At 65.2% G+C, this 23,148-nt stretch carries 21 protein-coding genes; 6 read left to right on the top strand and 15 right to left on the bottom strand.

Annotated elements, in window-relative coordinates:
• Positions 1–94: 94 nt before the first annotated feature.
• Positions 95–2,374 carry an NADP-dependent malic enzyme gene (locus Q5701_RS02670; protein ID WP_306753615.1) on the top strand — a complete coding sequence of 760 codons (2,280 nt, stop codon included), beginning with the start codon at positions 95–97 and terminating at the stop codon, positions 2,372–2,374.
• A 120-nt stretch (positions 2,375–2,494) separates the two neighbouring features.
• Here the strand turns inward: Q5701_RS02670 and trhO are convergent, their stop codons facing one another.
• Positions 2,495–3,394 carry an oxygen-dependent tRNA uridine(34) hydroxylase TrhO gene (gene trhO / locus Q5701_RS02665; protein WP_306755328.1) on the bottom strand — a complete coding sequence of 300 codons (900 nt, stop codon included), beginning with the start codon at positions 3,392–3,394 and terminating at the stop codon, positions 2,495–2,497.
• Between the two features lie 95 nt (positions 3,395–3,489).
• Between trhO and pncA the strand changes: the two genes are divergently transcribed.
• Complete coding sequence (gene pncA / locus Q5701_RS02660) at positions 3,490–4,086, top strand: bifunctional nicotinamidase/pyrazinamidase (protein ID WP_306753614.1); 597 nt, start codon at positions 3,490–3,492, stop codon at positions 4,084–4,086.
• 4 nt (positions 4,087–4,090) lie between these two features.
• Entirely contained in the window at positions 4,091–5,383 is a 1,293-nt protein-coding gene (gene pncB / locus Q5701_RS02655) for a nicotinate phosphoribosyltransferase (protein WP_234854618.1), read from the top strand.
• A 3-nt stretch (positions 5,384–5,386) separates the two neighbouring features.
• Here pncB and Q5701_RS02650 read toward each other — a convergent pair whose 3' ends face one another.
• From Q5701_RS02650 to Q5701_RS02625, 6 genes are all read right to left on the bottom strand, one after another.
• Positions 5,387–6,829, bottom strand: a complete 1,443-nt coding sequence (locus tag Q5701_RS02650) for an inorganic phosphate transporter (protein WP_306753612.1) — start codon at positions 6,827–6,829, stop codon at positions 5,387–5,389.
• A 9-nt stretch (positions 6,830–6,838) separates the two neighbouring features.
• Positions 6,839–7,291, bottom strand: coding sequence for an NUDIX hydrolase (locus Q5701_RS02645; protein WP_306753611.1), 453 nt, complete (start codon positions 7,289–7,291; stop codon positions 6,839–6,841).
• A complete protein-coding gene (arfB, locus tag Q5701_RS02640) occupies positions 7,288–7,710 on the bottom strand; it encodes an alternative ribosome rescue aminoacyl-tRNA hydrolase ArfB (protein WP_306755327.1) in 423 nt (140 codons plus the stop codon). Before arfB ends, Q5701_RS02645 begins: the two co-directional genes overlap by 4 nt.
• 64 nt (positions 7,711–7,774) lie before the next feature.
• Positions 7,775–8,647 (bottom strand): carbon-nitrogen hydrolase family protein, encoded by an 873-nt coding sequence (locus Q5701_RS02635; RefSeq protein ID WP_306753610.1) that lies wholly within the window; start codon positions 8,645–8,647, stop codon positions 7,775–7,777.
• Positions 8,644–9,228, bottom strand: coding sequence for a GNAT family N-acetyltransferase (locus Q5701_RS02630; RefSeq protein ID WP_306753608.1), 585 nt, complete (start codon positions 9,226–9,228; stop codon positions 8,644–8,646). Before Q5701_RS02630 ends, Q5701_RS02635 begins: the two co-directional genes overlap by 4 nt.
• Entirely contained in the window at positions 9,225–9,626 is a 402-nt protein-coding gene (locus Q5701_RS02625) for a ketosteroid isomerase-related protein (RefSeq protein WP_306753607.1), read from the bottom strand. Before Q5701_RS02625 ends, Q5701_RS02630 begins: the two co-directional genes overlap by 4 nt.
• 137 nt (positions 9,627–9,763) lie before the next feature.
• On the opposite strand from Q5701_RS02625, the gene Q5701_RS02620 reads away from it, so the two are divergent.
• Positions 9,764–11,152 carry a phosphohexomutase domain-containing protein gene (locus Q5701_RS02620; RefSeq protein WP_306753606.1) on the top strand — a complete coding sequence of 463 codons (1,389 nt, stop codon included), beginning with the start codon at positions 9,764–9,766 and terminating at the stop codon, positions 11,150–11,152.
• Here the strand turns inward: Q5701_RS02620 and Q5701_RS02615 are convergent.
• The 8 genes from Q5701_RS02615 to cysQ form a co-directional block, all read right to left on the bottom strand.
• Positions 11,149–12,546 carry a hypothetical protein gene (locus Q5701_RS02615; RefSeq protein ID WP_306753605.1) on the bottom strand — a complete coding sequence of 466 codons (1,398 nt, stop codon included), beginning with the start codon at positions 12,544–12,546 and terminating at the stop codon, positions 11,149–11,151. The genes Q5701_RS02620 and Q5701_RS02615 overlap by 4 nt on opposite strands.
• A complete protein-coding gene (locus Q5701_RS02610; RefSeq protein ID WP_306753604.1) occupies positions 12,543–14,237 on the bottom strand; it encodes a DUF5927 domain-containing protein in 1,695 nt (564 codons plus the stop codon). Before Q5701_RS02610 ends, Q5701_RS02615 begins: the two co-directional genes overlap by 4 nt.
• Positions 14,234–15,262 (bottom strand): glycosyltransferase family 2 protein, encoded by a 1,029-nt coding sequence (locus Q5701_RS02605; RefSeq protein ID WP_306753603.1) that lies wholly within the window; start codon positions 15,260–15,262, stop codon positions 14,234–14,236. The genes Q5701_RS02610 and Q5701_RS02605 overlap by 4 nt, the downstream gene beginning before the upstream one ends.
• Before the next feature lie 92 nt (positions 15,263–15,354).
• Positions 15,355–16,404: a glycosyltransferase family 2 protein gene (locus tag Q5701_RS02600; RefSeq protein WP_306753602.1), complete on the bottom strand. Its 1,050-nt coding sequence runs from the start codon at positions 16,402–16,404 to the stop codon at positions 15,355–15,357.
• Complete coding sequence (galE, locus tag Q5701_RS02595; protein ID WP_306753601.1) at positions 16,401–17,387, bottom strand: UDP-glucose 4-epimerase GalE; 987 nt, start codon at positions 17,385–17,387, stop codon at positions 16,401–16,403. Before galE ends, Q5701_RS02600 begins: the two co-directional genes overlap by 4 nt.
• 3 nt (positions 17,388–17,390) lie before the next feature.
• A complete protein-coding gene (locus tag Q5701_RS02590; RefSeq protein ID WP_306753600.1) occupies positions 17,391–18,287 on the bottom strand; it encodes a UTP--glucose-1-phosphate uridylyltransferase in 897 nt (298 codons plus the stop codon).
• Between the two features lie 192 nt (positions 18,288–18,479).
• Entirely contained in the window at positions 18,480–19,280 is an 801-nt protein-coding gene (locus tag Q5701_RS02585; protein ID WP_306753599.1) for a 3-deoxy-manno-octulosonate cytidylyltransferase, read from the bottom strand.
• Positions 19,280–20,077 carry a 3'(2'),5'-bisphosphate nucleotidase CysQ gene (gene cysQ, locus Q5701_RS02580; RefSeq protein WP_306753598.1) on the bottom strand — a complete coding sequence of 266 codons (798 nt, stop codon included), beginning with the start codon at positions 20,075–20,077 and terminating at the stop codon, positions 19,280–19,282. Before cysQ ends, Q5701_RS02585 begins: the two co-directional genes overlap by 1 nt.
• Before the next feature lie 67 nt (positions 20,078–20,144).
• On the opposite strand from cysQ, the gene Q5701_RS02575 reads away from it, so the two are divergent.
• Together Q5701_RS02575 and dnaK are read left to right on the top strand one after the other, a co-directional pair.
• The gene (locus Q5701_RS02575; RefSeq protein ID WP_306753597.1) at positions 20,145–21,029 is read left to right on the top strand and encodes an ABC transporter permease; all 885 of its coding nucleotides are present in this window, start codon (positions 20,145–20,147) and stop codon (positions 21,027–21,029) included.
• 164 nt (positions 21,030–21,193) lie between these two features.
• Entirely contained in the window at positions 21,194–23,110 is a 1,917-nt protein-coding gene (gene dnaK, locus Q5701_RS02570) for a molecular chaperone DnaK (protein ID WP_306753596.1), read from the top strand.
• Positions 23,111–23,148: the final 38 nt, after the last annotated feature.

Raw genomic sequence — 23,148 nt, 5'->3', positions numbered from 1 at the left:
TCACGGTTCCCGCGACACAGATTTGCCTGCAAAGCCTGTTGAGCCAGCGGTGACGTAACGTTAAACGGGACCACCGTCCCCCCGGAGGATCCCGATGACCGACAAGTCCCCCCGCAGCGCCCGCATCACCCCCGAGGAGGCCTTGGCCTATCACCTGGAGCCGCGTCCGGGAAAATTCGACATCGTCGCCTCCACTCCCATGGCGACGCAGCGCGACCTGTCGCTGGCCTATTCGCCCGGCGTCGCGGTGCCCGTCCAGGCCATCGCCGACCGACCTGAAACCGCCTATGACTATACCACCAAGGGCAACATGGTCGCGGTGATTTCCAACGGCACCGCCATCCTGGGGATGGGGAACCTTGGCGCGCTTGCCTCCAAGCCCGTGATGGAAGGCAAGGCGGTCCTGTTCAAGCGCTTCGCCGACGTGAACGCCATCGACATCGAACTGGACACAGAGGACGCGGACGAGTTCATCAATGCCGTCAAGCTGATGGGTCCGACCTTCGGGGGCATCAACCTGGAAGACATCAAGGCGCCCGAATGCTTCATCATCGAGCAACGCCTGAAAGAGATGATGGACATCCCGGTCTTTCACGACGACCAGCACGGCACGGCGGTGATCTGCGCGGCGGGCCTGCTGAACGCGCTGGAATTGTCGGGCAAGAGGATCGAGGACGTGAAGATCGTCCTGAACGGCGCGGGCGCCGCCGGGATCGCCTGCCTGGAGCTGCTTAAATCCATGGGCGCGCGGCATGACAATTGCATCATGGCCGACACCAAGGGCGTCATCTACCAGGGCCGGACCGAGGGGATGAACCAGTGGAAATCGGCCCATGCGGTCGTGACCGATGCCCGCACGCTGGAGGAGGCGATGCGTGGCGCCGACGTTTTCCTGGGCGTCAGCGCCAAGGGCGCGGTCACGCAGGACATGGTGGCCTCGATGGCCGACAACCCGGTCATCTTCGCCATGGCCAACCCCGACCCCGAGATCACGCCCGAGGATGCCCATGCCGTCCGCCCTGACGCCATCGTAGCCACGGGCCGCAGCGATTACCCGAACCAGGTGAACAACGTCCTGGGCTTTCCCTATCTGTTCCGGGGCGCCCTGGACATCCACGCCCGCGCCATCAACGACGAGATGAAGATCGCCTGCGCCGAGGCCTTGGCGAAGCTCGCACGAGAAGATGTCCCGGACGAGGTCGCCGTGGCCTATGGCCGCAAGCTGCAATTCGGGCGCGACTACATCATCCCGACGCCCTTCGATCCGCGCCTGATCCATGTGATCCCGCCCGCGGTTGCCAGGGCAGGCATGGACACGGGCGTTGCACGGCGCCCGATCATCGACATGGACGGCTATGTCCAGTCGCTGAAGAACCGCATGGATCCGACTGCGGCGATCCTGCAAGGCATCCACGCCCGCGCTCGTCAAAGCCAGGCCCGCATGATCTTCGCCGAGGGCGACGATCCGCGCGTGTTGCGCGCCGCCGTCGCCTGGCAGCGCGGCGGCATGGGCCAGGCCCTGGTCGTGGGCCGCGAGGCCGATGTAAAGGAAAAGCTGGAAGCCGTGGGCCTCGCTGATGCGGTGCGAGAGCTGTCCGTGGTCAATGCGGCGAACTCCCGCCACCTCGATGCCTATCACGAATTCCTTTATGCCCGACTGCAACGCAAGGGCGTGGACCGGGAAGACGCGCACAAGCTGGCCAACCGCGACCGCCACGTCTTTGCCGCGCTGATGCTGGCGCATGGGCATGGCGACGGGCTTGTCACGGGTGCTACCCGCAAGAACGCGCCGGTGCTGGCGCAACTGGGCACCGTCTTCGACCTGCGCCCGCAGGACGGGGCAGTCGGCATCACCGCCGTGCTGCACAAGGGCCGGATCGTGCTGATCGGCGATACCCTGGTCCATGAATGGCCCGAGGCCGAGGATCTGGCCGACATCGCCACGCGCGGGGCCGCCGTCGCGCGCGGCCTGGGGCTGGAGCCGCGCGTGGCCTTTCTGTCGTTTTCCAACTTCGGCTATCCCGTCAGCGAACGCGCCATCAAGATGGCCGAGGCTCCCAAGGTTCTGGACCGCCGCGGCGTCGATTTCGAATACGAAGGGGAAATGACTGTGGACGTGGCGCTGAACGCGGACTCCATGGCGCGCTATCCCTTCAGCCGGTTGACCGGGCCTGCCAACGTCCTGGTCGTACCCGCCCGCCACTCTGCATCGATCAGCGTGAAGCTGATGCAGGAAATGGCCGGGGCCACCGTGATCGGCCCGATCCTGACCGGCGTGCCGCAATCGATTCAGCTTTGCTCGACCACCTCGACGGTGAACGACATCCTCAACATGGCCGCGATTTCAGCGGGGGGCCTGGGGACGGGGCGATAAGGGCGCTGCCCAAGTCGCCTGCGGCGGTTTTTTCATGATGTGCAGGCCAAAGGCCGGGGAAACAGCGGCTCTTTGCCTGGTGGAAGTATCCTGCGGGGGTGTGGGGGTGCAAAACCCCCGCTAAGCGGGGCCCAGGGTTTTCCGATCCTCGGCCAGACGGAACTGACGCTGCCGTTCCCGGAACCGTTCCCGGTCGGCGTCGTCATATTCATGCACGCAGCGGTGGCAGCAGACGCCGTCCTCGTATTCGGGCCGCGCCCGATCCTCGGGGGCAAGTGGCCGGCGGCAGGCGTGGCAAAGGACATGGCGGCCTTGTTGCAGGCCATGGGTCAGGCTGACCCGTTGATCAAAAACGAAGCAGTCGCCCTGCCACAGGCTGTCGTCTTCGGGCACGTCTTCCAGATATTTCAGGATTCCGCCCTTCAGGTGGAACACGTCGGTGACGCCCTGCGACAGCAGATAGTTCGTCGATTTCTCGCAGCGGATGCCGCCGGTGCAGAACATCGCCACGCGCTTGCCTGCAAAGCGGTCCGCATTGGCCTGCCACCAGGCGGGAAAGTCGCGAAAGCTGCGCGTGCCGGGATCCACGGCGCCCGCAAAGGTGCCGATGGCTACCTCGTAATCGTTGCGGGTGTCGATCACGGCCACATCGGGGGCGCTGATCAAGGTGTTCCAGGCAGCAGGCTCGACATAATGGCCCACCGCGGCACGGGGATCGACGTCGGGCTGGCCCATCGACACGATCTCGCGTTTCAACCGCACTTTCATCTTGCCAAAGGGCATCGCCTCCGCCGTGCTTTCCTTCCACGAAAGCGCCCCGCATCCGGGCAGCGCGCGGATATGGGCCAGCACCGCGTCGATGCCGCCCCGCGTCCCGGCGATGGTGCCGTTGATCCCTTCGGCCGCCAGCAGCAGCGTGCCGCGCACGCCGTTCGCGCAGGCGACCAAGGCCAGCGGCCCCTTGAGGGCGGCGGGATCGGGAAAGCGGGTAAAGTGATAAAGGGCGGCAACGGTCAGCATATCGGCGGCCTTAGCCAGCAACGCCCGGTTCTGCAAGCCATTGACCCTGTGCCCGGCAGTTTCTAGGCATGGTCATCCTTGGAAAGGGGAAGGCAATGCCGCGCGCGCTGATCGTCATCGACATGCAGGCTGATTTTTGCCCCGGCGGCGCCTTGGCCGTAGCGGACGGGGACGGGATCGTCGGTCCCATCAACGCGCTCATGGCCGATCATGACGCGGTTGTCCTGACGCAGGACTGGCATCCGGCGAACCATGCCAGCTTCGCCGCCAACCATCCGGGGGCGGAACCGTTCAGCGTGGCGCAGATGCCCTATGGCCCCCAGGTGCTGTGGCCCGCCCATTGCGTGATCGGCACAAAGGGCGCGGATTTCCACCCGGACCTGGATCTGTCGCGCGTTGATCTGGTGATCCGCAAGGGATTCCGCCCGCAGATCGACAGCTATTCCGCGTTTTTCGAAAACGACCATCAGACGCCCACGGGCCTTGCCGGATACCTGCGCGACAGGGGTCTGCTGGACCTGACCTTTGTGGGCCTTGCCCATGACTTCTGCGTCGCCTGGAGCGCGATGGACGCGGCCAGGGGGGGCTTTGCGGCCACCGTGATCGAATCCGCCACCCGGGCCATCGACCTGAACGGCAGCCTTGACCGCGCCCGCACCGATATGCGTGCCGCAGGCGTCACCCTGGAGTAAGCCGATGGCCGATATCGCCACCCGCGTCTATAACCACAAATGGAAGATCGACCCCATCGTGCGGTCGCTGATCGACACGGATTTCTACAAGCTGCTGATGTGCCAGTCGATCTTTCGCAACCGACCCGACACGGTGGTCCGGTTCCGCCTGATCAACCGTTCGACCGACATCCGCCTGGCCGACCTGATCGACGAAGGCGAGTTGCGCGAACAACTGGATCACGTCCGCGGCCTGTCGCTGACCCGGGGCGAAGGCACCTGGCTGCGCGGCAACACCTTTTACGGCAAGCGCCAGATGTTCCGCCCTGACTTCATGGAGTTCCTGGAGAACCTGCGCCTGCCCCCCTATCACCTGGAAAAGCGCGACGGACAGTATGAACTGACCTTCGAAGGCCGCTGGCCCGAGGTGATGCTGTGGGAAATCCCCGCTCTGGCCATCCTGATGGAATTGCGGTCCCGCGCCGTCCTGGAAACCCTGGGCCGGTTCGAATTGCAGGTGCTTTACGCCCGCGCCATGACCCGCCTGTGGGAAAAGATCGAGGTGTTGCGCACCCTGCCCGACCTGCTGATCGCCGATTTCGGCACGCGCAGACGCCACAGCTTCCTGTGGCAGGACTGGGCGGTCCAGGCCATGATCGAGGGCTTGGGCGAACGCTTCACCGGCACCTCGAACTGCCTGATCGCCATGCGCCGCGACATCGAGGCCATCGGCACCAATGCCCATGAACTGCCGATGGTCTATGCCGCCTTGGCCGACACGGACGAGGAATTGCGCCGCGCCCCCTACGAGGTTCTGGCCGACTGGCACGAGGAACATGACGGGAACCTGCGGCTGATCCTGCCCGATACCTATGGGACCGAAGGCTTCCTGGCGGGCGCCCCGGACTGGCTGGCGGGCTGGACCGGCATCCGCATCGACAGCGGCGACCCGGCGACGGGGGCGGAAACCGCGATCCGCTGGTGGCGCGAGCGGGGCGAGGATCCGCGCCAGAAGCTGGTGATCTTCTCGGACGGGCTGGACGTCCAGAAGATCGTGGAACTGCACCATCAGTTCCATGGCCGGGTCAAGGTCAGCTTCGGCTGGGGCACGCTGCTGACCAACGATTTCCGTGGCCTTGTCGCGGGCGATGGGCTGGCACCCTTCAGTCTGGTCTGCAAGGCGGTGTCCGCCGATGGACGCCCGACCGTCAAGCTGTCGGACAATCCCGCCAAGGCGACCGGCCCCGCAGACGAGATCGCGCGTTACCGCCGCGTCTTCGACGTGGGCCAGCAGGCCCGAATGGATGTCGTGGTCTGATCGTCAGACCCCCGATACCCACAACATCGCCAGGCAGCACAACCCGCCCAAAGTCGCCGTGATCGGCACCGTGACCACCCAGGCCAGGGTGATCGTGGCAACATGGCTGCGGCGGATCAGCATCCGGCGGCGGCGCTCCTCGGCCGGCAGGGGGGCGGCGCGCGTGGCGTTGCCGCGCCGGTCCAGCATTTCCCGCACAAAGCCCACGCCAAAGACCCCGCCTACGGCCACATGGGTCGATGACACCGGCAGCCCGCGCGCAGACGCCGCCAGCACGATCATCGCCGTGGCCAGCGTGATGCAAAAGGCGCGGACCGCATTCAGGCGGGTGATCCCCTCGCTGACCATGCCGACAAGGCGGCGCCCGAACAGAAACGCCCCAAGCGCGATGATCCCCCCGGCCAGTGCCAGCATGAACAGCGGCACCTGCAAGGCCCCCGCCTGCGCAGGCGTCAGGATCACCAGCAGCGGACCCGCGACATTGCCCGCATCGCCCGCGCCATGGGCGAAACCCATCATCACGGCGGCGAACAACAGAGGCTGGCGCAGGATGCGCTTCATGCCGGGCTTGCCTTCTCCCTTCGCTATTGCCTGATCCAGGCGGCGGCGCATCACAAGGGCCACCGCAAGGCCCGCGACTGCGCCCGGCAGCAGCGCCACGGGCAGGCGAAGGGGCAAGACCGGCAACAGGGTCGCGACATAGGCCACGAACAGGCCGACCATCGTGCCGATCAGGGGGGGCAACCAGGCCTTTGCAGCCCGGCCGCGATCCGGCGCCTCGGCCACGCGGATGCGCAGCAGGGCCAGCAAGGCCCCCGCAAGCAGCGCCGCCGCAAAGGGGGTCACCACCCAGGCAAGCGCGATGGCCAGGATGCCGCCCCAGGACAGGGCCGAGGCCCCTGCCGCCGCCAGTCCCGCCCCGGCAATCGCACCGACGATGGAATGAGAGGTCGAGACGGGCAGGCTGGCCCCCGTGGCGATGGTGATCCAGGCCGCTGCGCCTATCAGGGCAGCCAGCATCATCACCTGCCCCCGCGCGCCGCTTTCCAGAACGGCGATCTGGACGATCCCGTCGGCAAGCCGGTGCGTGACCGCATGACCGGCCAGCGTTGCCCCGGCGATTTCCGCCAGGCCCACCAGGATCAACCCCGGACCGATGGCAATCGCCCCCGCGCCCACGGCGGGACCAAGCGAGTTGGCGATGTCGTTTGCCCCGATCGACAAGCCCAGCCAGCCCGCCACGATGGCCCCTGCGCCGATGGCGATCAGGCCGGGCTGCTGCCCGGTGACGCCCAGGGCCAGAAAGATCAGCGCCACGCCCAGCAGGATGCCGGCGCCCAATCGCAAAACCGGACGGACGGCGTGGAACTGAGCCGATTCCGCGACGGTGATGCGCCGCAAATCCTTGTCCAGAACATCAAATTGGCGGTCGGGCGGCGGCGTCATGCCCCGATGTCAGCCGCGCAGGGGCGGCAATGCAAGCAGGATTTCCCGCAGGCCCGGTTCGGCGACGTGCCGCGCTGCGTCCTGGGGGCTGAACCAGCGGCGCTTGCGTTGTTTCGCCTCGGGAAAATCGGCGCGCAGGCTGTCGGCATCCATCAGAAAGACGCGCACCTCGACCGGGACGGAATAGCCCCGGTCCTGTTCCTTGTTGTAACGATAGCGGCCCAGTTCGGTGTCGTGCATTCGCCCTTCGATGCCCGCTTCCTCCCACGCCTCGGTGGCAGCGGCGGCGGGCAGGGTCTTGCCCTCCATCGGCCAGCCTTTGGGGATCACCCAGCGGCCCGTACCCCGGCTTGTGACCAGGACCACCTCGCCCGTTCTGACGCAGCGGCAGATGGCGCCAACCTGCATCGCGGGGGGACGGCGCCCGAACAGCATTCCCAGCGAATGGCGCAGCGCGGTCATTCGCCGTCCTCGACCCGGTTGCGCAGGGCCTTGACCTCTCCCCTCGTGGACTTGGCCTTGAGACGCCGCAACTGGCTGCCCCAGGTGGGCTTGGTGGCAACCCGGCGCTTGACGGGTTCGGCGGCGCGGCCGATCAGCTCGGCCAGCCTTTCGCGGGCGATGTCGCGGTTTCGGGCCTGGCTGCGGGTTTCCTGGGACAGGATCACCACCGCGCCGTCGCGCGTCCATCGCCGCCCCGCCAGCCGTTCCAGGCGGCGCTTCACGGCATCGGGCAGGTTCGGGGACCGCGCGGCCTCGAACCGCAGTTCGACCGCGGTTTCGACCTTGTTGACGTTCTGCCCGCCCGGTCCCTGGGATCTGGTGAACTGTTCGGTCAGTTCCCACTCCTCAATGGTGATGGTGTTCGTGATATGCAGCATGGCCGTGGAATATGGCACGGAAAGACGCCATGAACAGCGCCAATGACCAATAAAACGCGAATGGTTAAGAAATGGTTTCCGTGCCCGTCAGCCTCGCGCCCTCGCTTTCGGGCCAATGGGCAAAGGGCAGGACCGCGCCATTGCGGCGGCTGTCCCCCACCCGGGCCAGATCGACCTGGGCGAAAACCCAGCCTGGCTGGTCCATCGGGCCTTCCGCGATGATGCCGGTTTCCGGCCAGAAGCCATCGGGCGGGCCATAGATCGCCGCGCGTCCCCGGTTTTCATCCAGGGCGGGCATCCAGTCGCAGGCCCCGACCGTGGGCGCCTGGACCACGACGCATTGGCTTTCCAGGGCACGGGCCATGGCGCCGATGCGCACGCGGGAAAAACCCGCCACCGCATCCGTGCAGCTTGGCACCAGCAGCAGTTCCACCCCCGCTTGCGCCAGCACCCGGCCCAACAGGGGAAATTCGCTGTCATAGCAGATCAGGATGCCGATCCGCCCCAGGGTCGTGTCGAACACCCGCAGGCCGGAAGCGCCGGTCACGTGCCACTCCTCGCGCTCGAATCGGGTCATGATCTGCTTGTCCTGATGGCCGATGATGCCCTCGGGACCATACAGCACCGCGCGATTGACCGGGCGCGGACCCTCGAACACCGGACCTGACGCGCCCAGGATATGGCAGCCATGGGCCGCCGCCAGCCGCTGATGCAGCGCCTGAACCTGTGGCCAATGCCGGGCGACCTCGTGCAGGGAAGCCTCCAGATCGCCGGCCACCTTGCGCCCGCCCAAGGAGGCAAGTTCCATCGCGCCGTATTCGGGGAACACCAGCAGGTCCGCGCCTGCGGCATCGGCGACCCAGGCGGTCAGCTTGGCCTCGTAGTCCGCGAAGCTGTCGAACCAGTCTATGGGATAAGCGGCGGCGGCGATCTTCACAGGCGGCGCATCCAGAATTGAAGGGTTTTTTCGGTATCAGTCACCTCGCCCAGATCCTTCCAGGAAAAACGCGCCGTGACGCCGGGCAGCGGCTCATATCCGCGCTTGCGCCAGAAATCGTCCAACGGCCGGTAATTGCCCGGCCGGGCCGGATGATCGGCAGGGCGGATCACGCTGCAAAAGGCGCTGAAGGCCAGGCCGAGCTTGCGGGCATGGGCCTCGCGCGCGTCGAAAAAGGCGTGCCCTATGCCTAGGCCGCGATAGTCGCGCAGCAGCACCGATTCGGCGCAATAGAAGATCTGTTCCATCGGCTCGGGCCGGTCCGCAAAGGCCGCCCCGAAATCGGCGGCATGATCGGCCATGGGCGCGCCGGTCGCCGCCCCCACGACCTTTTCGCCGTCCATCGCCACCGCGACCACCGCGCCCGGCGACTGATAGGCGCGCAGGTAATCGCGTTCGTAATCGGCGTCCCCGTCGTAGAGATAGGGGAAATCCCGGAATACCCGGATGCGCAGACGCGCGACATCCTCCAGCGCGGCGGCCAGCGCCTCGCCTGTCAGGACGCGCGTCGTGACGGTCATTGGCCGACCTGCCGCATCCAGTCGGACAGGTTGTAATAGGTCGTCACCCGCGCGATCTTGTCGTCGCGAATGGTGAAGAAGGTGCCCGCAGGCAGGCGATAGGTCTGGCCCTTGGCTTCCGGCAAACCCTCGTCAGTCTTCAGATAGGTGCCGTTGACCACGAATTCCGCCGCTGCCCGGTCGCCTGCCTCGTTGGCGAAGATCACCATGTCGGTCAGGGTTTCCTTGTAGCTTTCCGTCATATGCGCGTTGAATTCGGCAAACAGCGCCTTGCCCCGGCGAATGCCGCCTTCGTTCACATGATGCTCGATCTCGTCATGCAGCAGGGCCAGCATGTCGTCGGTGCGGCCCGCGTTGAAGGCATCGTAATAGGCGGCGATCAAAGATTTTGTGTCCATTTTGCCCTTCCGTGCGTTTGCCATCCATTATCGCGGCCAGTGCCCGGCGTCACTTGATCCGAAAGGACCATTGCCTTGAAAATCCGGGCCAAGCTGTTAGCGATTGAACCAACCTCGCGCATAAAGGATCCGCGCCCATGACCGACCGCAGCAACCTCGGACCCCGAGAGATCACCTGTTTCAAAGCCTACGACGTGCGGGGGGAATTGGGCAAGAACCTGGACGCCGACGTGGCCTACCGCATCGGGCGCGCCTTTGCGCAGGCCCGCCAGGCGAAACGCGTCGTGGTGGGCCGCGACAGCCGCGCCACCTCGCCCGAACTGGCGGCGGCGCTGATCGAGGGGCTGACCGACGGCGGGGCAGACGTGCTGGACCTGGGCCTGGCCGGGACCGAGGAGGTCTATTTCCACACCGGCTTCCACGACACCGATGGCGGGATCGAGGTCACGGCGTCCCACAACCCGATCAACTACAACGGCATGAAGATCGTGGGCCGGGGCTCCGCGCCGCTGGATCCGGCGACCGAACTGCCGCCGATCATCGAATTGGCGACATCCGGCAGCTTTGCCCCCGCAACCAAGGGCAGCGTCACCGATTTCAGCCATGCCCGGGCGGATTATGCCAAGGCCATGGCGGATTTCGTGGATGTGCAGGCCTTGAAGCCGATGAAGATCCTGGTCAACGCCGGGAACGGCACTGCCGGGCCGACCTTTGACGCCATTGCCGATGAACTGGAACGGCGCGGCGCACCGCTGACCTTCGTGCGGATGCACCATGATGTCGATTCCAGCTTTCCCAACGGAATCCCCAATCCGCTTCTGGACGAGAACCAGCCCCCCACGGTCGAGCGGATGAAGGCGGAAAAGGCCGATCTGGGCGTGGCTTGGGACGGCGATTTCGACCGCTGCTTCTTTTTCGACGAAAACGGCCGCTTCATTCCCGGCGAATATATCGTCGGCCTGCTGGGCGCGGCCTTCCTGGAAAAATCACCCGGCGAAAAGATCGTCCACGATCCCCGCGTCATCATGAACACCCGCGCCATGATCGAGGAAGCGGGCGGGCAGGCAGTCGTCAGCAAGACCGGCCATGCCTTCATCAAGCGCAAGATGCGCGACGTGGGCGCGATCTATGGCGGAGAGATGTCGGCGCATCATTATTTCCGCGACTTCTATTACTGCGACAGCGGCATGATCCCCTGGCTGCTGATGATCGAGCTGCTGTCGCGCAAGGGCAAGACGCTGGCCGAACTGCTGGAGGAGCGGATGCGTCTTTACCCGTCATCCGGTGAGACGAACTATCACATCGATGACCCCGACGCGGCGATTGCCCGGCTGATCGAGAAATACGAGCCCCAGGCCGACAGCCGCGACGACCTGGACGGCGTGTCTCTGGATTTCGGAAACTGGCGCTTCAACCTGCGCAAGTCCAACACCGAGCCGGTGGTGCGGCTGAACCTGGAGTCCGATGGCGATGCGGATCTGGTGCGCGAAAAGCAGGCGGAACTGGCCGCGCTGCTGAAGGGCTAGGGCATCGGGTCAAAGCCGAAAGTGACATAGTCGCGCAGGTATGCAGCCTGCGCGGCGTCAATCAGGGACTTGTCGCGCAGCGCGTCCGGCACGGGGGCAGGCGCAACCGTTTCCAGCTTTGCATCGGCAATGCCTGCCATGCGGGACAAATGGTCCAGATCCTCGGTCAGGCGGTCTTCCCTGACCACCATGTCAGGGGTGGCAAAGCGGGCAAAGCCCGACAGAACCTCGGTCTGGCTGGCCCATGTCGGATGGGTGGGCAGCGATGTCTGGCCATTCAGGTTTCGCCGCAGGAATCCAAGGAAATCGGCGAATACGGCGATGCGCGCGTCGCCCGTCAGGGCCGCAAGCGCATCGTCTGGCGGCAGGGCCACGCGGTGGAGACGGCGCAGAACCTCGCGCTGTTCGGGATTGCCCCGGGCCAGCAGGTGGTCGAAGGCATCCCATGCCCGCGAAAGGGGGTGGCGCAGGACCGTAAAGCTGCGATGGCCGGAACGGGCGCGTTTCCATTGGCGCAGGGTCGACTGGGTAAAGCCGTCCGCGACTGGGCCCAGCCTGTCCAGCCAATCCCGGATCGCCTGTTCCGGCCCGCCCTTGACCGGCATGAACAGCAGGCCCCGTCCCGCGTCCGCTCCCAGGAAACTGGGCACAGCAGGCCCGCGCCGGGGTTCGAACACGGGCAGGCGGTGCAGCAGGAACGGATCCATGTCGCGCAGATCGGCCTGCATCGCGTCGAAATTGGCGACCTTCTGCGCCAGTTCCTGCGGGTTCTGGGGCACCTGGTCGCGGGCCGGTTCCACGCGCGCCAGATCGGTGCGGCCCAGCCAGTGCAGCAGGCCCGTGATCACATCGCCGTCGCGCAGATCGTCGAAGCCCAGATGGAACGCCGTCTGCCCCGTTGCCTGCAAGCGGCTGACGACATGGCGGCGAAACTCCTCGGCTTCGGACAGGGTCCGGCGGAATTCCTCGCCGTCATAGGTGATGCGGGCCGGAATCGGCGTTTCCGACTCGTTCAGCTTCCATTGGTTCGTTTCCCAGGCCAGCCGCGTCGAGACATAGCTGTCCAGCGGGTTGCGCGTCAGGATGATCTTGGCGCAGCCCCGGTCCTGGATGATGGGTTCCAGCACGCGGGGATCGTGGTCGTGGAAATAGCGGAACCCCGGCAGATGCCCCGGCTTGTCGGTCAGCTTCGCCAGCAGGGACAGGGGGTCCGCCTCGCGCGCGGCGCGGGTGATCCCCAGCATCTCGTCCTTGCCGGGCCAGCCCATCATGTAGGGATTGAACGCCTCGCCAAAGCAGGTGACGCGCTTGACGGCGTTCAGGGTCGCCTCCAGCAGGTTGGACCCGGTGCGCATCCCGGCAAAGATGACAAAGCTGCGGAACCCCTGGGTCATTCGGCAGCCGCCCTTTCAGTGGTCAGCAGTTCGATGGGGGGCAGATCCTCGCCCGTCAGGCGCGGGCGCAGGCCGGAATTGCGCAACCGCCGCAGCATCCCGTCCAGCCCCGTCAGGTCGCGCATCGCGGGCAGCATGGTCACGGGCGCGGAATGCGGGTCGATCTGCAACAGGAAATCCTGAAGGATCGGTCGGGGGTTCAACAGGAATTCGCCCAGGTCGTGATGATGCAGGCGCGCGCGGACCCAGACGGAATTCAGCACCTCCAGCTGCTCAAGCTCGGTCCGCTGCAGCTGGGCAAAGACCCGGCGCACGTCGTCGAAGGGCATCCCCGAATGCAGCAGGGGCAGCTTCCATGCGCCGGACACGACCAGCATATGGGCATTGGGATCGGTGGCGATGAACCAGTTCAGCGCCTGATTGTCGCGCGGGCTGAACTGGAACGCCTGCATCCGGTCGGTGATGCGGATCAGGGATGTCAGGAACCCCTGCGGATCGCGGTCGCGGATCAGCGGATCCGCCGAGATCGCCCCCGGACCGATGCGGGCACGCCCTGCGAATTCCACCCCTTCCGGTCCCAGCAAATGGCCGTGGACCTGGCAGGACAGATGCCCGCGCAGCCAATCCTCGAACCCCGGATAGATGTCCGACAGGCCCTGGATTACCGCATAAGGGGCCGAGGTCTTGCCGTTCTCGGCGTCCTTGCGGGGAAAGCGGCTTTGCATATACAGGCCCGGCCGGCCAAGCACGCGGCGATGCACCGTCTGGTTGATGATGCGCGAAATCCGCGCGGGCTGGGGCGGATCGACCTGGGGCTGGCCCTGGTCGGGCAGCGGGAAATGCGACAATAGCCGCGATGCCCCCGGCCAGACCTTGCGCGCCACGAAACAGCGCGATTCGGCCAGCATGTCGATATGGTCGTCATAAAGCGAATAAGGCCGTCCGGTGTGATCGAACTTGGCCATGGTCAATGACCAGCTTTCCAGCTTGGTGGAATGGCGCCGCACCAGGGTCTGGAAATAGCTTTCGTCGGGGATCCAGGTGAACCGGAAAAACCGGTCAAAGGCGGGCCGTTGCGGATCGTCCAGAATGGCGCGCAGGGTGCGCGCCGTCAGGCACCACCATTGCGACCCCAGATGCGGGATCAGCCCGGCGGGCATCCTTCGGCGAATGCCGCGCCTGCGTTGCCAGGTCACGAAACGGTCGAACAGCCAGCGGTGCCGCTTCCAGTCAAAGGGAAAGAACAGGGTGAATCGTTCTTCGTTCAACCCGCCGACAGTCCAGCCCACGTCATGGCTGCTGACGCTCTCGATATGGTCGCGGTCAGGATCGGCGGCCAGATAGGCGGCCAGTTCGCCAACCGGCCGCAGCGGCAGGCAGGCACCCGAGGCAAGATAGACATGGGTCGTGTCGGGAAAGCGCGCCAGCAGTTCCGCCGCCGCATCCTGGGTGGCGCGCACAAGGCTGAAGCGGCCCCAGGAACACCGATGGCGCTTGCTGAAGATGACCCTGTCGCAATCCTTCAATGCCTGGCGCAGTCCGGCCGCCCGCGCGCCCGACACCTTGGCATCCACATGGATTGCCACCCGCGCCCCGCCATCCGTCCAGATCCGTGCCAGCCGTGCCGCCATGCCCAGATCGCCATGGCACAGCAACACCACGCCCAGCCGCACGGTCGCGGGCGCCTTCATGCCCAGTTCCCCCGGGAAATCAGGCCCAGATCCTCCAACTGCTGCCAATCGCGGTACCGGCGCGATTCGCTGCACCACAGTTGCACGCCCCGGTGCAGGCCCGCGTGATAGGCGCGGTATTCCCCGCTGCCCCCGTAATGCTGCCTGCGGTCCAGTTCCTCGGCCGATTTGGCGGCAAAGGACGACAGGAACTTGGCGTGCAGCAGACAGCCCGAAATCTGTTCGCCGCCGTCTTCGTCGTAGACCAGGTTCAACCCGCGCGGCAGCAGCATATGGGTCGAACTGACATAGGCGTAGCGCGCGTCCCATTTCACCAGGGGGATCTTGTTCAGGGCAGGCCCGGACAGGGGATCGTGGGTGAAGAACGCTCGCGTGCGCGGCCCGCCCTGGATCCACAGATTGCCGAAATGGGGGTTCTTCTGGATCGAGTAATTGGCCGGGTCGAACCAGCAGGCGATGTCGAAGGGGTTCTCGCCCTCGGCGCAGATCGCATCCTCGATGGGGCCTTCGGGATACATATCCAGCAGCATCGCCGGAAAGGACCGCCGTCCGGTCGCGTCCAGCCAGCTGGTCAGCGCCGCCAGGGGACGATGGCCCATATGCGGATAAACCAGGAATTCGTCGGGATCGACCGTCAGGCACCAATGCCCCCGGCCGTGGCGCAGCAGCAGCCAGTTCATCCAGTCCATGCCAAAGCGCGAGCCCTTGTAGCTGGCGTCCGTCCACCACAAGGACACATCCGGCTGGTCGCGCAGGTAATCTCCGCTGCCGTCCCCGCTGTCGTTGTCCACCATCAGGAAGTGGCGCACCCCCATGGCCCGGTAATAATCCAGGAACCACGGCAGCCGCGAGCGTTCGTCGCGCAATGTCACAAGGCACAGGATATCACCCTGCCCGATCTGCCTGGTACGATCAGCCAAGGAGCGCAGGGAACCGCGACGCCGGATCCCGCGCAGGATCAGGCGCTGGCGTTCAACCCTCCGGCGCAAGCGGGCGGCGATCGGATGCGCGCCTATGCCCCGCATTGCCGCGCCCTCCGATCCATACCGTTTCGCCTGATTGTCATGATGCCCGAATGCGTTGGATGCACGCATTTGGCAAGATGGTTAATCCGCAGTCAACCTTTGGATGACAACCAGTCGCCCCCGCCCATCAGCCCCAGATCGACCAGTTGCCGCCAATCCCGGTATCGGACCGATCCCTCGTGCCACAGGACGGGCGCCTGGGCAATTGCACCGTGATAGGCGCGATAGTCCTGGGGGTCGATGAAATGCTGACCTCGGACCAGTTCCTCGGACGCGCGGGCGGTGCTGTCGGGCAGGAACTTGCCGTGCAGCAGCACCCCTGACAGGCGCGGGTCGCCGGGACCGTCGTAATGGTCGTTCAGCCGGGGGGGCAAAGCCAAATGGGTGGAATTGACGTAAACGTATCGCCGGTTCCACCGCAGCAGGGGCAGCTTGTTCAGCGTCGGGCCACGGTCGGGATCGCCCGGAAAGAAGACCCGTTCGCGGACGCCCCCATGCAGGATCCGGTTGCGTTTGGGCGGCACCATCCGGCACCGATAAGGGGAGGCATCGAACCAGGGCAGGCGTTCGGTCAAGGGCGCCCCCGGTCCGGCATCGGCCTGGCCCAGCGGACCGCGCGGATACAGATCCAGCATCATCGCCCCCATGGCCGGGCAACCGGCGGCGTCCAGATGGGCGGTCAGGCGCGGCAACGGATGGCGGTCCCATTCGGGATAGATCAGCAGTTCGTCGGCATCGACCGTGACGCACCAATGGCCGTGCCCATGGCGGAACAGCAGCGCGCCCAGCCAGTCCATCCCGAAACGCGCGCTTCGGTAGCTGCCCGGCGCCTGCCACAACGAAACATCGGGCTGGCCACGCAGGAAATCCCCGGTCCCGTCGGTGCTGGCGTTATCGACGATCAGGAAGCTTCCGACGCCCAGCCGGCGATAATGATCCAGGAATTCGGGCAGGCGCAGCATCTCGTTCCGCAGGGTTGCGAAGCAAAGGATGCTGTCGGGCCGGATCGCCGCCGTGCGGTCGGCCAGTGGGGCCAGATCCCGGCCCGCCCGCAGGCAGCGCCACAGCAGTTCTCGGCGTTTCCAGCCTTGGCGCCAGGCCGACCAAGCCCGCCGGAACGCCGGGGCACGGTCGCCGGTCACGCCTGATAGGTGCCGTTCTGATGCCACCGCCAGGCATCGGCGATCATCTGCTGCATGGTGGACCGGCCGGGATGCCAGCCCAATTCCGCCTTGGCGCGTGTGCTGCCGCAGACCAGCTTGACCGCGTCCCCGCCCCTGCGCGGGCCATCGACCATGGGCACAGGGCGGTTGGTGACATGGCGGGTGGCGTCCACGACCTCTCGCACGGAAAAGCCCGATCCGGTGCCCAGGCAGAACACCCGGCTGCCGCGTCCAGCGCGCAGCCATTCCAGGCCTTTCACATGGGCATCCACCAGATCCATCACATGAACATAGTCGCGGATGCAGGTGCCGTCCGGGGTGGGGTAATCGGTCCCATGCACGGTCAGGGCCGCACGCTTGCCATCCACCGCATCCAGGATCAGCGGGATCAGATGCGTTTCCGGACGATGATGCTCGCCGACCTCGCCGTCAGGATCGGCGCCCGCCACGTTGAAATAGCGGAAGATCACCGAGCGCAGCCCATGGGATGCACCGAAATCGGCCAGCATATCCTCGATCGCGCGCTTGGACGCCCCATAGGCGTTCAGCGGAGCCTGGGGGGTATGCTCGTCCAGAACCTCTCCGTCGCGATCGCCATAGGTGGCGCAGGTGGAACTGAAGACGAAATCCAGGCAGCCCGCGTCAATGGCGGCCTCGATCAGGTTCAGCGATCCGCTGACATTGTTGCGCCAGTATTTGCCGGGTTCCGCCATCGCCTCGCCCACCTGGCTGAGGGCGGCGAAGTGCAGCACGGCCATCGGACGGTATTCGGCAAAGGCCGCGTCCAGGGCTGTGCGGTCCAGCAGATCGGCCTGCACGAAGGGTCCGAACTGGACCGCATCGCGCCAGCCGGTGGACAGATTGTCCAGCGTGACTGGGATATATCCCGCCGCAGCCAGGGCCTTGCAGGCGTGCGAGCCGATATAGCCCGCACCCCCCGTCACCAGAACATTGGGCGCCATGGATTATTCGGCCGCCCGGCGCATCGACATGATGTCGTGCAGGTATTCGGCAAATTCTTCCTTCAGTTCGTCGCGTTCCAGGCCGAATGCCACGGTGGCCTGTAGGAAGCCTGCCTTGGATCCGCAGTCGAAACGCTGGCCCCGGAAGCGCAGGCCGAACACATCGCGCCCCGCCGCAATGTCGTCGGCGATGGCATCGGTCAACTGGATTTCCCCGCCCGATCCGGCCTTCAGCTTGTTCAGGTTCTGCATGACAGTCGGCGCCAGGATATAGCGTCCAATCACCGCCAGGTTCGACGGGGCGGTGCCCATGGGGGGCTTTTCCACCATGCCGCGCACTTTGACGATGGCGCCCATGTCCTCGGCCACGTCCAGCACGCCATAGGCCTGGGCCTTTTCGGGCGCGACCTCCATCGTGGCAACCATGCTGCCGCCGGTTTCGCCATAAGCCTCGATCATCTGCTGCAGGCAGGGCGGGTCGCCCATGATCACATCGTCGGTCAGCACCACCGCGAAGGGTTCGTCATCGGCCAGCAGGCGGCGCGCGCACCAGACCGCATGGCCCAGGCCAAGCGCCTTGTGCTGCCGGATATAGGCGATGGCCCCCGATTCCATGTTCGTGCCGCGCAGGGATTCCAGCAAGTCGGTCTTGCCGGATTTCTTAAGGCTGCTTTCCAGTTCATGGGCGTGGTCGAAGTAATCTTCCAACGCACCCTTGCCGCGCGAGGTGACAAAGATGAACTCGGTGATGCCTGCAGCCCGCGCTTCGTCGATCGCATACTGGATCAGCGGGCGATCGACGAGGGTCATGATCTCCTTGGGGATGCTTTTGGTCGCCGGAAGAAAGCGCGTGCCCAGACCAGCGACGGGAAAGATGGCCTTGGTTACCTTACGAGTCATGTGCTGTGACACCCTTGTTCGATCATTTGCGGCGGCCGGTCGGCCGAACGCATCACAACGCTCATCAGCCGCAAAGGCTGCGTCATCAAGCAGGATAATATCCGGGACGGCGGAATGGTGCCAATGCAATTGCAGAAAACAACCAAGTATTTTCTGCGTCTTTGATTAAATTGTTCCGCCGCCGGCACCCGGTCAGTCCAGATCCATGGCCTGCATCATGGCTTCCAGACGAGAAACGTCCTCGGGATTGTTCAGTTCCCAGAACTGGCGGCCACGCGATTCGACCTCGACGCACAGGATCCGGCGGCCGCGTTCAAGAAAGCGCAACTGTTCCAGTCCTTCCAGCCGCTCCAGGGGGCCTTCGTCCCAGGACGCATATTCCGCCAGGGCATTGGGCCGATAGGCGTAAACGCCGACGTGGTGGAAAACCGGGCTGGGTTCGGCGTCGCCGAAATCGCCCGCCGCGAAGGGAATCACTTCCTTGGAGAAATACAGCGCCTGGCGGTCATGGCCAAAGACCGCCGTCGTCCCGCCCACGCGGCCGGCATGGCGGTCGGCGATCAGGTCGGCGCGCATCCGGCCGGTGCAGCGCAAGACCGGGGTCGCCACATCGGCGCCCGCATCCGCACGCAGGCCCGCGACCAGATCCTCGACGAACCAGGGGGGCGTCAGGGGCGCGTCGCCTTGCAGGTTGACCACGACCTCGGGCGCGATCCCCAGATTGGACAGGGCTTCGGCGCAGCGTTCGGTGCCGTTGCGGCAGGCGGTGCCGGTCATCACGACCTCGGCTCCGAAGCCCGCGGCGTGGTCCCGGATGCGGGTGTCGTCGGTGGCGACCACCACCCGGTCCACGCCGGACACGGCCATGGCCGCATCCCAGCTGCGCCGGATCAGGCTGCGCGCCTGGCCCGAGGCGCCGCGCAGTTCCACCAGCGGCTTGCCCGGATAGCGGGTCGAGGCGTGGCGGGCGGGAATGACGATCAGGACCGACATCAGGCCCGGACCAGCAGCACGCCCGGCGCGAAGGCGATGAAGAACGGGTTCTCGAATCCCGGCTTGCCATAGGTCAGGGGCGTGTGGTCGTCAAAGCGCACGACCTCGCCCCCCGCGCCGCGCAGCACGGCATCGCCCGCCGCCGTGTCCCATTCCATTGTGCGGCCCAGGCGGGGATACAGATCCGCCTCTCCGGTCGCGACAAGGCAGAACTTCAGCGACGATCCGGCGCTGGTCATGTCGCGCGCCGCATATTGCGCGATGTAATCGTCGGTCGCGGCATCCCGGTGTGATTTCGACGCGACCACCATCAACCCCCGATTGTCGGGAACCGGATTGACGCCGATGGGAACGGTCTGGCCGGGAGTGTCGCCGAACGGCCCCTGCTCCTCGACCGAGCGTCCGTCGGCGGTGGTATAGAACAGCCGTCCCTTGGCGGGGGCATAGACCACGCCGCGCAGGGGCACGCCGTTTTCGACATAGGCGATGTTGACGGTGAAGTCGCCGCGCCGCTGGACGAATTCCTTGGTTCCGTCCAGGGGATCGACGATCAGGAAGGTCCGGGCCGTCTGCGCATGGCTGGCGGCCTGTTCCTCGGTGATCAGGGGAATGTCCGGGAAAGCCTCGCGCAGCCCGGCCGAGATCAGCGCATCGGCCGCCTCGTCGGCGGCGGTGACGGGCGAATCGTCGGATTTGGCCCGCACGTCGAAGTCATCGGCATCATAGATCTCCAGGATCCGCGTTCCGGCCTGCAACGCCAGGCGCCGCATCTGGGCGATCAGTCGTTCAAATTCCATCTAGTTTCCCTCCCGGACGGCCCGCCTGTCGCGGTCCCGCCGATTGTGACGGGCACCGGATCCCCTTATGATCGGGGCAGACGGCTTGGGCAAGCGCCCGCGGGACCGGGCAGCAGGGGCGGCACAGGCTTTGTTCAACCAGCGAAAGAACAGCACGATCATCGGGGCGGCGGGCACGACCCTGGGCCTGATCTATCACCAGACCGTCTATAACCTGCGCAACGACCATCGCAACGCGGTCGTCGGGCTGCTGCTGACGATCCTGCAGTCGGCGATCTTCATGATGGCGTTTCTGCTGATCTATCTGGTCATGGGGGTGCGCAATTCGCCCATTCGCGGCGACTTCATGCTGTACCTGATGTCGGGCATCTTCATGTTCATGGTCCATGTCCAGGCATCGGGCGCAGTGGCGGGCAGCCATTCGGTGACGGGCGGACTGGTCAAGCACGAACCCCTGAACCCCGCGATCCTGATCGCCTCGGCGGCCCTTGCGGTGCTGTATCGCCAGACCATCAGCTGCATCGCAATCCTGTGGCTGTATCACGTGCTGATGACGCCCATCCGTTTCGACTTCTGGCCCGGCAGCCTGGGGATGTATCTGCTGGCCTGGTTTTCAGGGGGTTGCATCGGCCTGGTGTTTCTGGGCATCCGGCCTTGGTCGCCCCGTGCGTCCAAGCTGTTCACCACGGCCTATCAGCGCATCAACATGTTCGCGTCGGGCAAGATGTTCGTGGGCAATGTGGTGCCCAACGCCCTGCTGCCCTGGTTCATCTGGAACCCCCTGTTCCACATCATCGACCAGCAGCGCGGATACATCTTCATCAACTATACGCCCCTGAAATCGGATCCGCTTTATGCGCTTTGGTTTTCGCTGGCCGCGATGATGATCGGCTTGCTGATCAACTTCACCACCCGCAAATACGAATCCCTCAGCTGGAGCGCGGCTGATTGAGCAGGCGCAAATTGCCCGCATCCGGCGCTTGCGGGGCTTGAAACCATCCCTATATACACCCCCGAAGCGTCCGGCCCGCCGGAGCTGAAAACGTATTTGGGATCGGGCCTCGGGGGCCATAACGGACCTGAAGTCCAGACAATCGCCGCAAGAAGGAAACAAGCATGTCAAAAGTCATCGGCATCGACCTCGGCACCACGAACAGCTGCGTCGCGATCATGGACGGCAGCCAGCCCAAGGTCATCGAGAACAGCGAAGGCGCCCGCACCACGCCCTCGATCGTGGGCTTCACGGAAGGCGAGCGCCTGGTCGGCCAGCCTGCCAAGCGCCAGGCCGTCACGAACCCCACCAATACCGTGTTTGCCGTGAAACGCCTGATCGGCCGCCGGGTCGGCGACGAGGCCGTCGAAAAGGACCGCAAGCTGGTTCCCTACGACATCGTGGACGGCGGCAACGGCGACGCCTGGGTCAAGGTGCGGGATGAGAAATATTCCCCTGCCCAGGTCAGCGCGATGATCCTTCAGAAGATGAAGGAAACCGCCGAATCCTATCTGGGGGAAACCGTCACGCAGGCGGTCATCACGGTTCCCGCCTATTTCAACGACGCGCAGCGTCAGGCGACCAAGGACGCGGGCAAGATCGCGGGCTTGGAAGTCCTGCGCATCATCAACGAGCCGACCGCGGCCGCCTTGGCCTACGGCTTGGACAAGAAGGACAGCAAGACCATCGCGGTCTATGACCTTGGCGGCGGCACCTTCGACATCACCATCCTGGAAATCGACGACGGGCTGTTCGAAGTGAAATCGACCAACGGGGATACGTTCCTCGGCGGCGAGGACTTCGACATGCGCATCGTCAACTATCTGGCCGACGAGTTCAAAAAGGAACACGGCGTCGACCTGACCAAGGACAAGATGGCCCTTCAGCGCCTGAAGGAAGCCGCCGAAAAGGCCAAGATCGAACTGTCCTCCTCGTCGCAGACCGAGATCAACCAGCCGTTCATCTCGATGGACAAGAACAGCGGCACGCCGCTGCACCTGGTCATCAAGCTGACCCGTGCGAAACTTGAAAGCCTGGTGGGCGACCTGATCAAGCGCACCATGAAGCCGGTGGCCGATGCCATCAAGGACGCGGGCGTGTCGAAATCCGACATCGACGAGATCGTCCTGGTCGGCGGCATGACCCGGATGCCCAAGGTGATCGAGGCCGTGACCGAGTTCTTCGGCAAGGAACCCCACAAGGGCGTCAACCCCGACGAGGTCGTGGCGCTTGGCGCGGCCATCCAGGCGGGCGTGCTGCAAGGCGACGTCAAGGACGTGGTCCTGCTGGACGTGACGCCCTTGTCGCTGGGCATCGAGACCCTGGGCGGCGTGTTCACCCGCCTGATCGACCGCAACACCACGATCCCGACCAAGAAGTCGCAGATCTTCTCGACCGCGGAAGACAACCAGAACGCCGTGACGATTCGGGTGTTCCAGGGCGAACGCGAAATGGCGGCGGACAACAAGCTGCTGGGTCAGTTCAACCTGGAAGACATCCCGCCCGCGCCGCGCGGCTTGCCGCAGATCGAGGTGACCTTCGACATCGACGCCAACGGCATCGTGTCGGTTTCCGCCAAGGACAAGGGCACCGGCAAGACCCAGAACATCACCATCCAGGCCTCGGGCGGTTTGACCGACGAGGATATCGACCGGATGGTCAAGGATGCCGAGGCCAATGCCGACGCCGACAAGTCCCGCCGCGAACTGGTCGAGGCTCGCAACCAGGCCGAAAGCCTGATGCATTCCACCAAGAAGTCGCTGGAAGAGCATGGGGACAAGGTGGACAGCTCGACCGTCGAGGCGATCGAATTGGCGATGGGCGCCTTGGAGGAATCGCTGAAATCCGACGACGCGGGCAAGATCCGCGGCGGCATCCAGAACGTGATGGATGCATCGATGAAGCTGGGCGAGGCCATCTACAAGTCGTCCCAGGCCACCGCTGACGGCGGCGACGAGGATGGCGATCAGCCGCGCAACGTCGATGACGACATCGTGGATGCCGATTTCGAAGACCTCGGCGAAGACAAGAAGCGCGGCTGATCCGGGCCGCACCCTTTCTGGGCCGGTCCGTGCGAGAA

It is taken from the genome of Paracoccus actinidiae, assembly GCF_030863885.1.
Taxonomy (GTDB): domain Bacteria; phylum Pseudomonadota; class Alphaproteobacteria; order Rhodobacterales; family Rhodobacteraceae; genus Paracoccus; species Paracoccus everestensis.
This window is presented reverse-complemented; position numbering and strand designations above follow the sequence as displayed.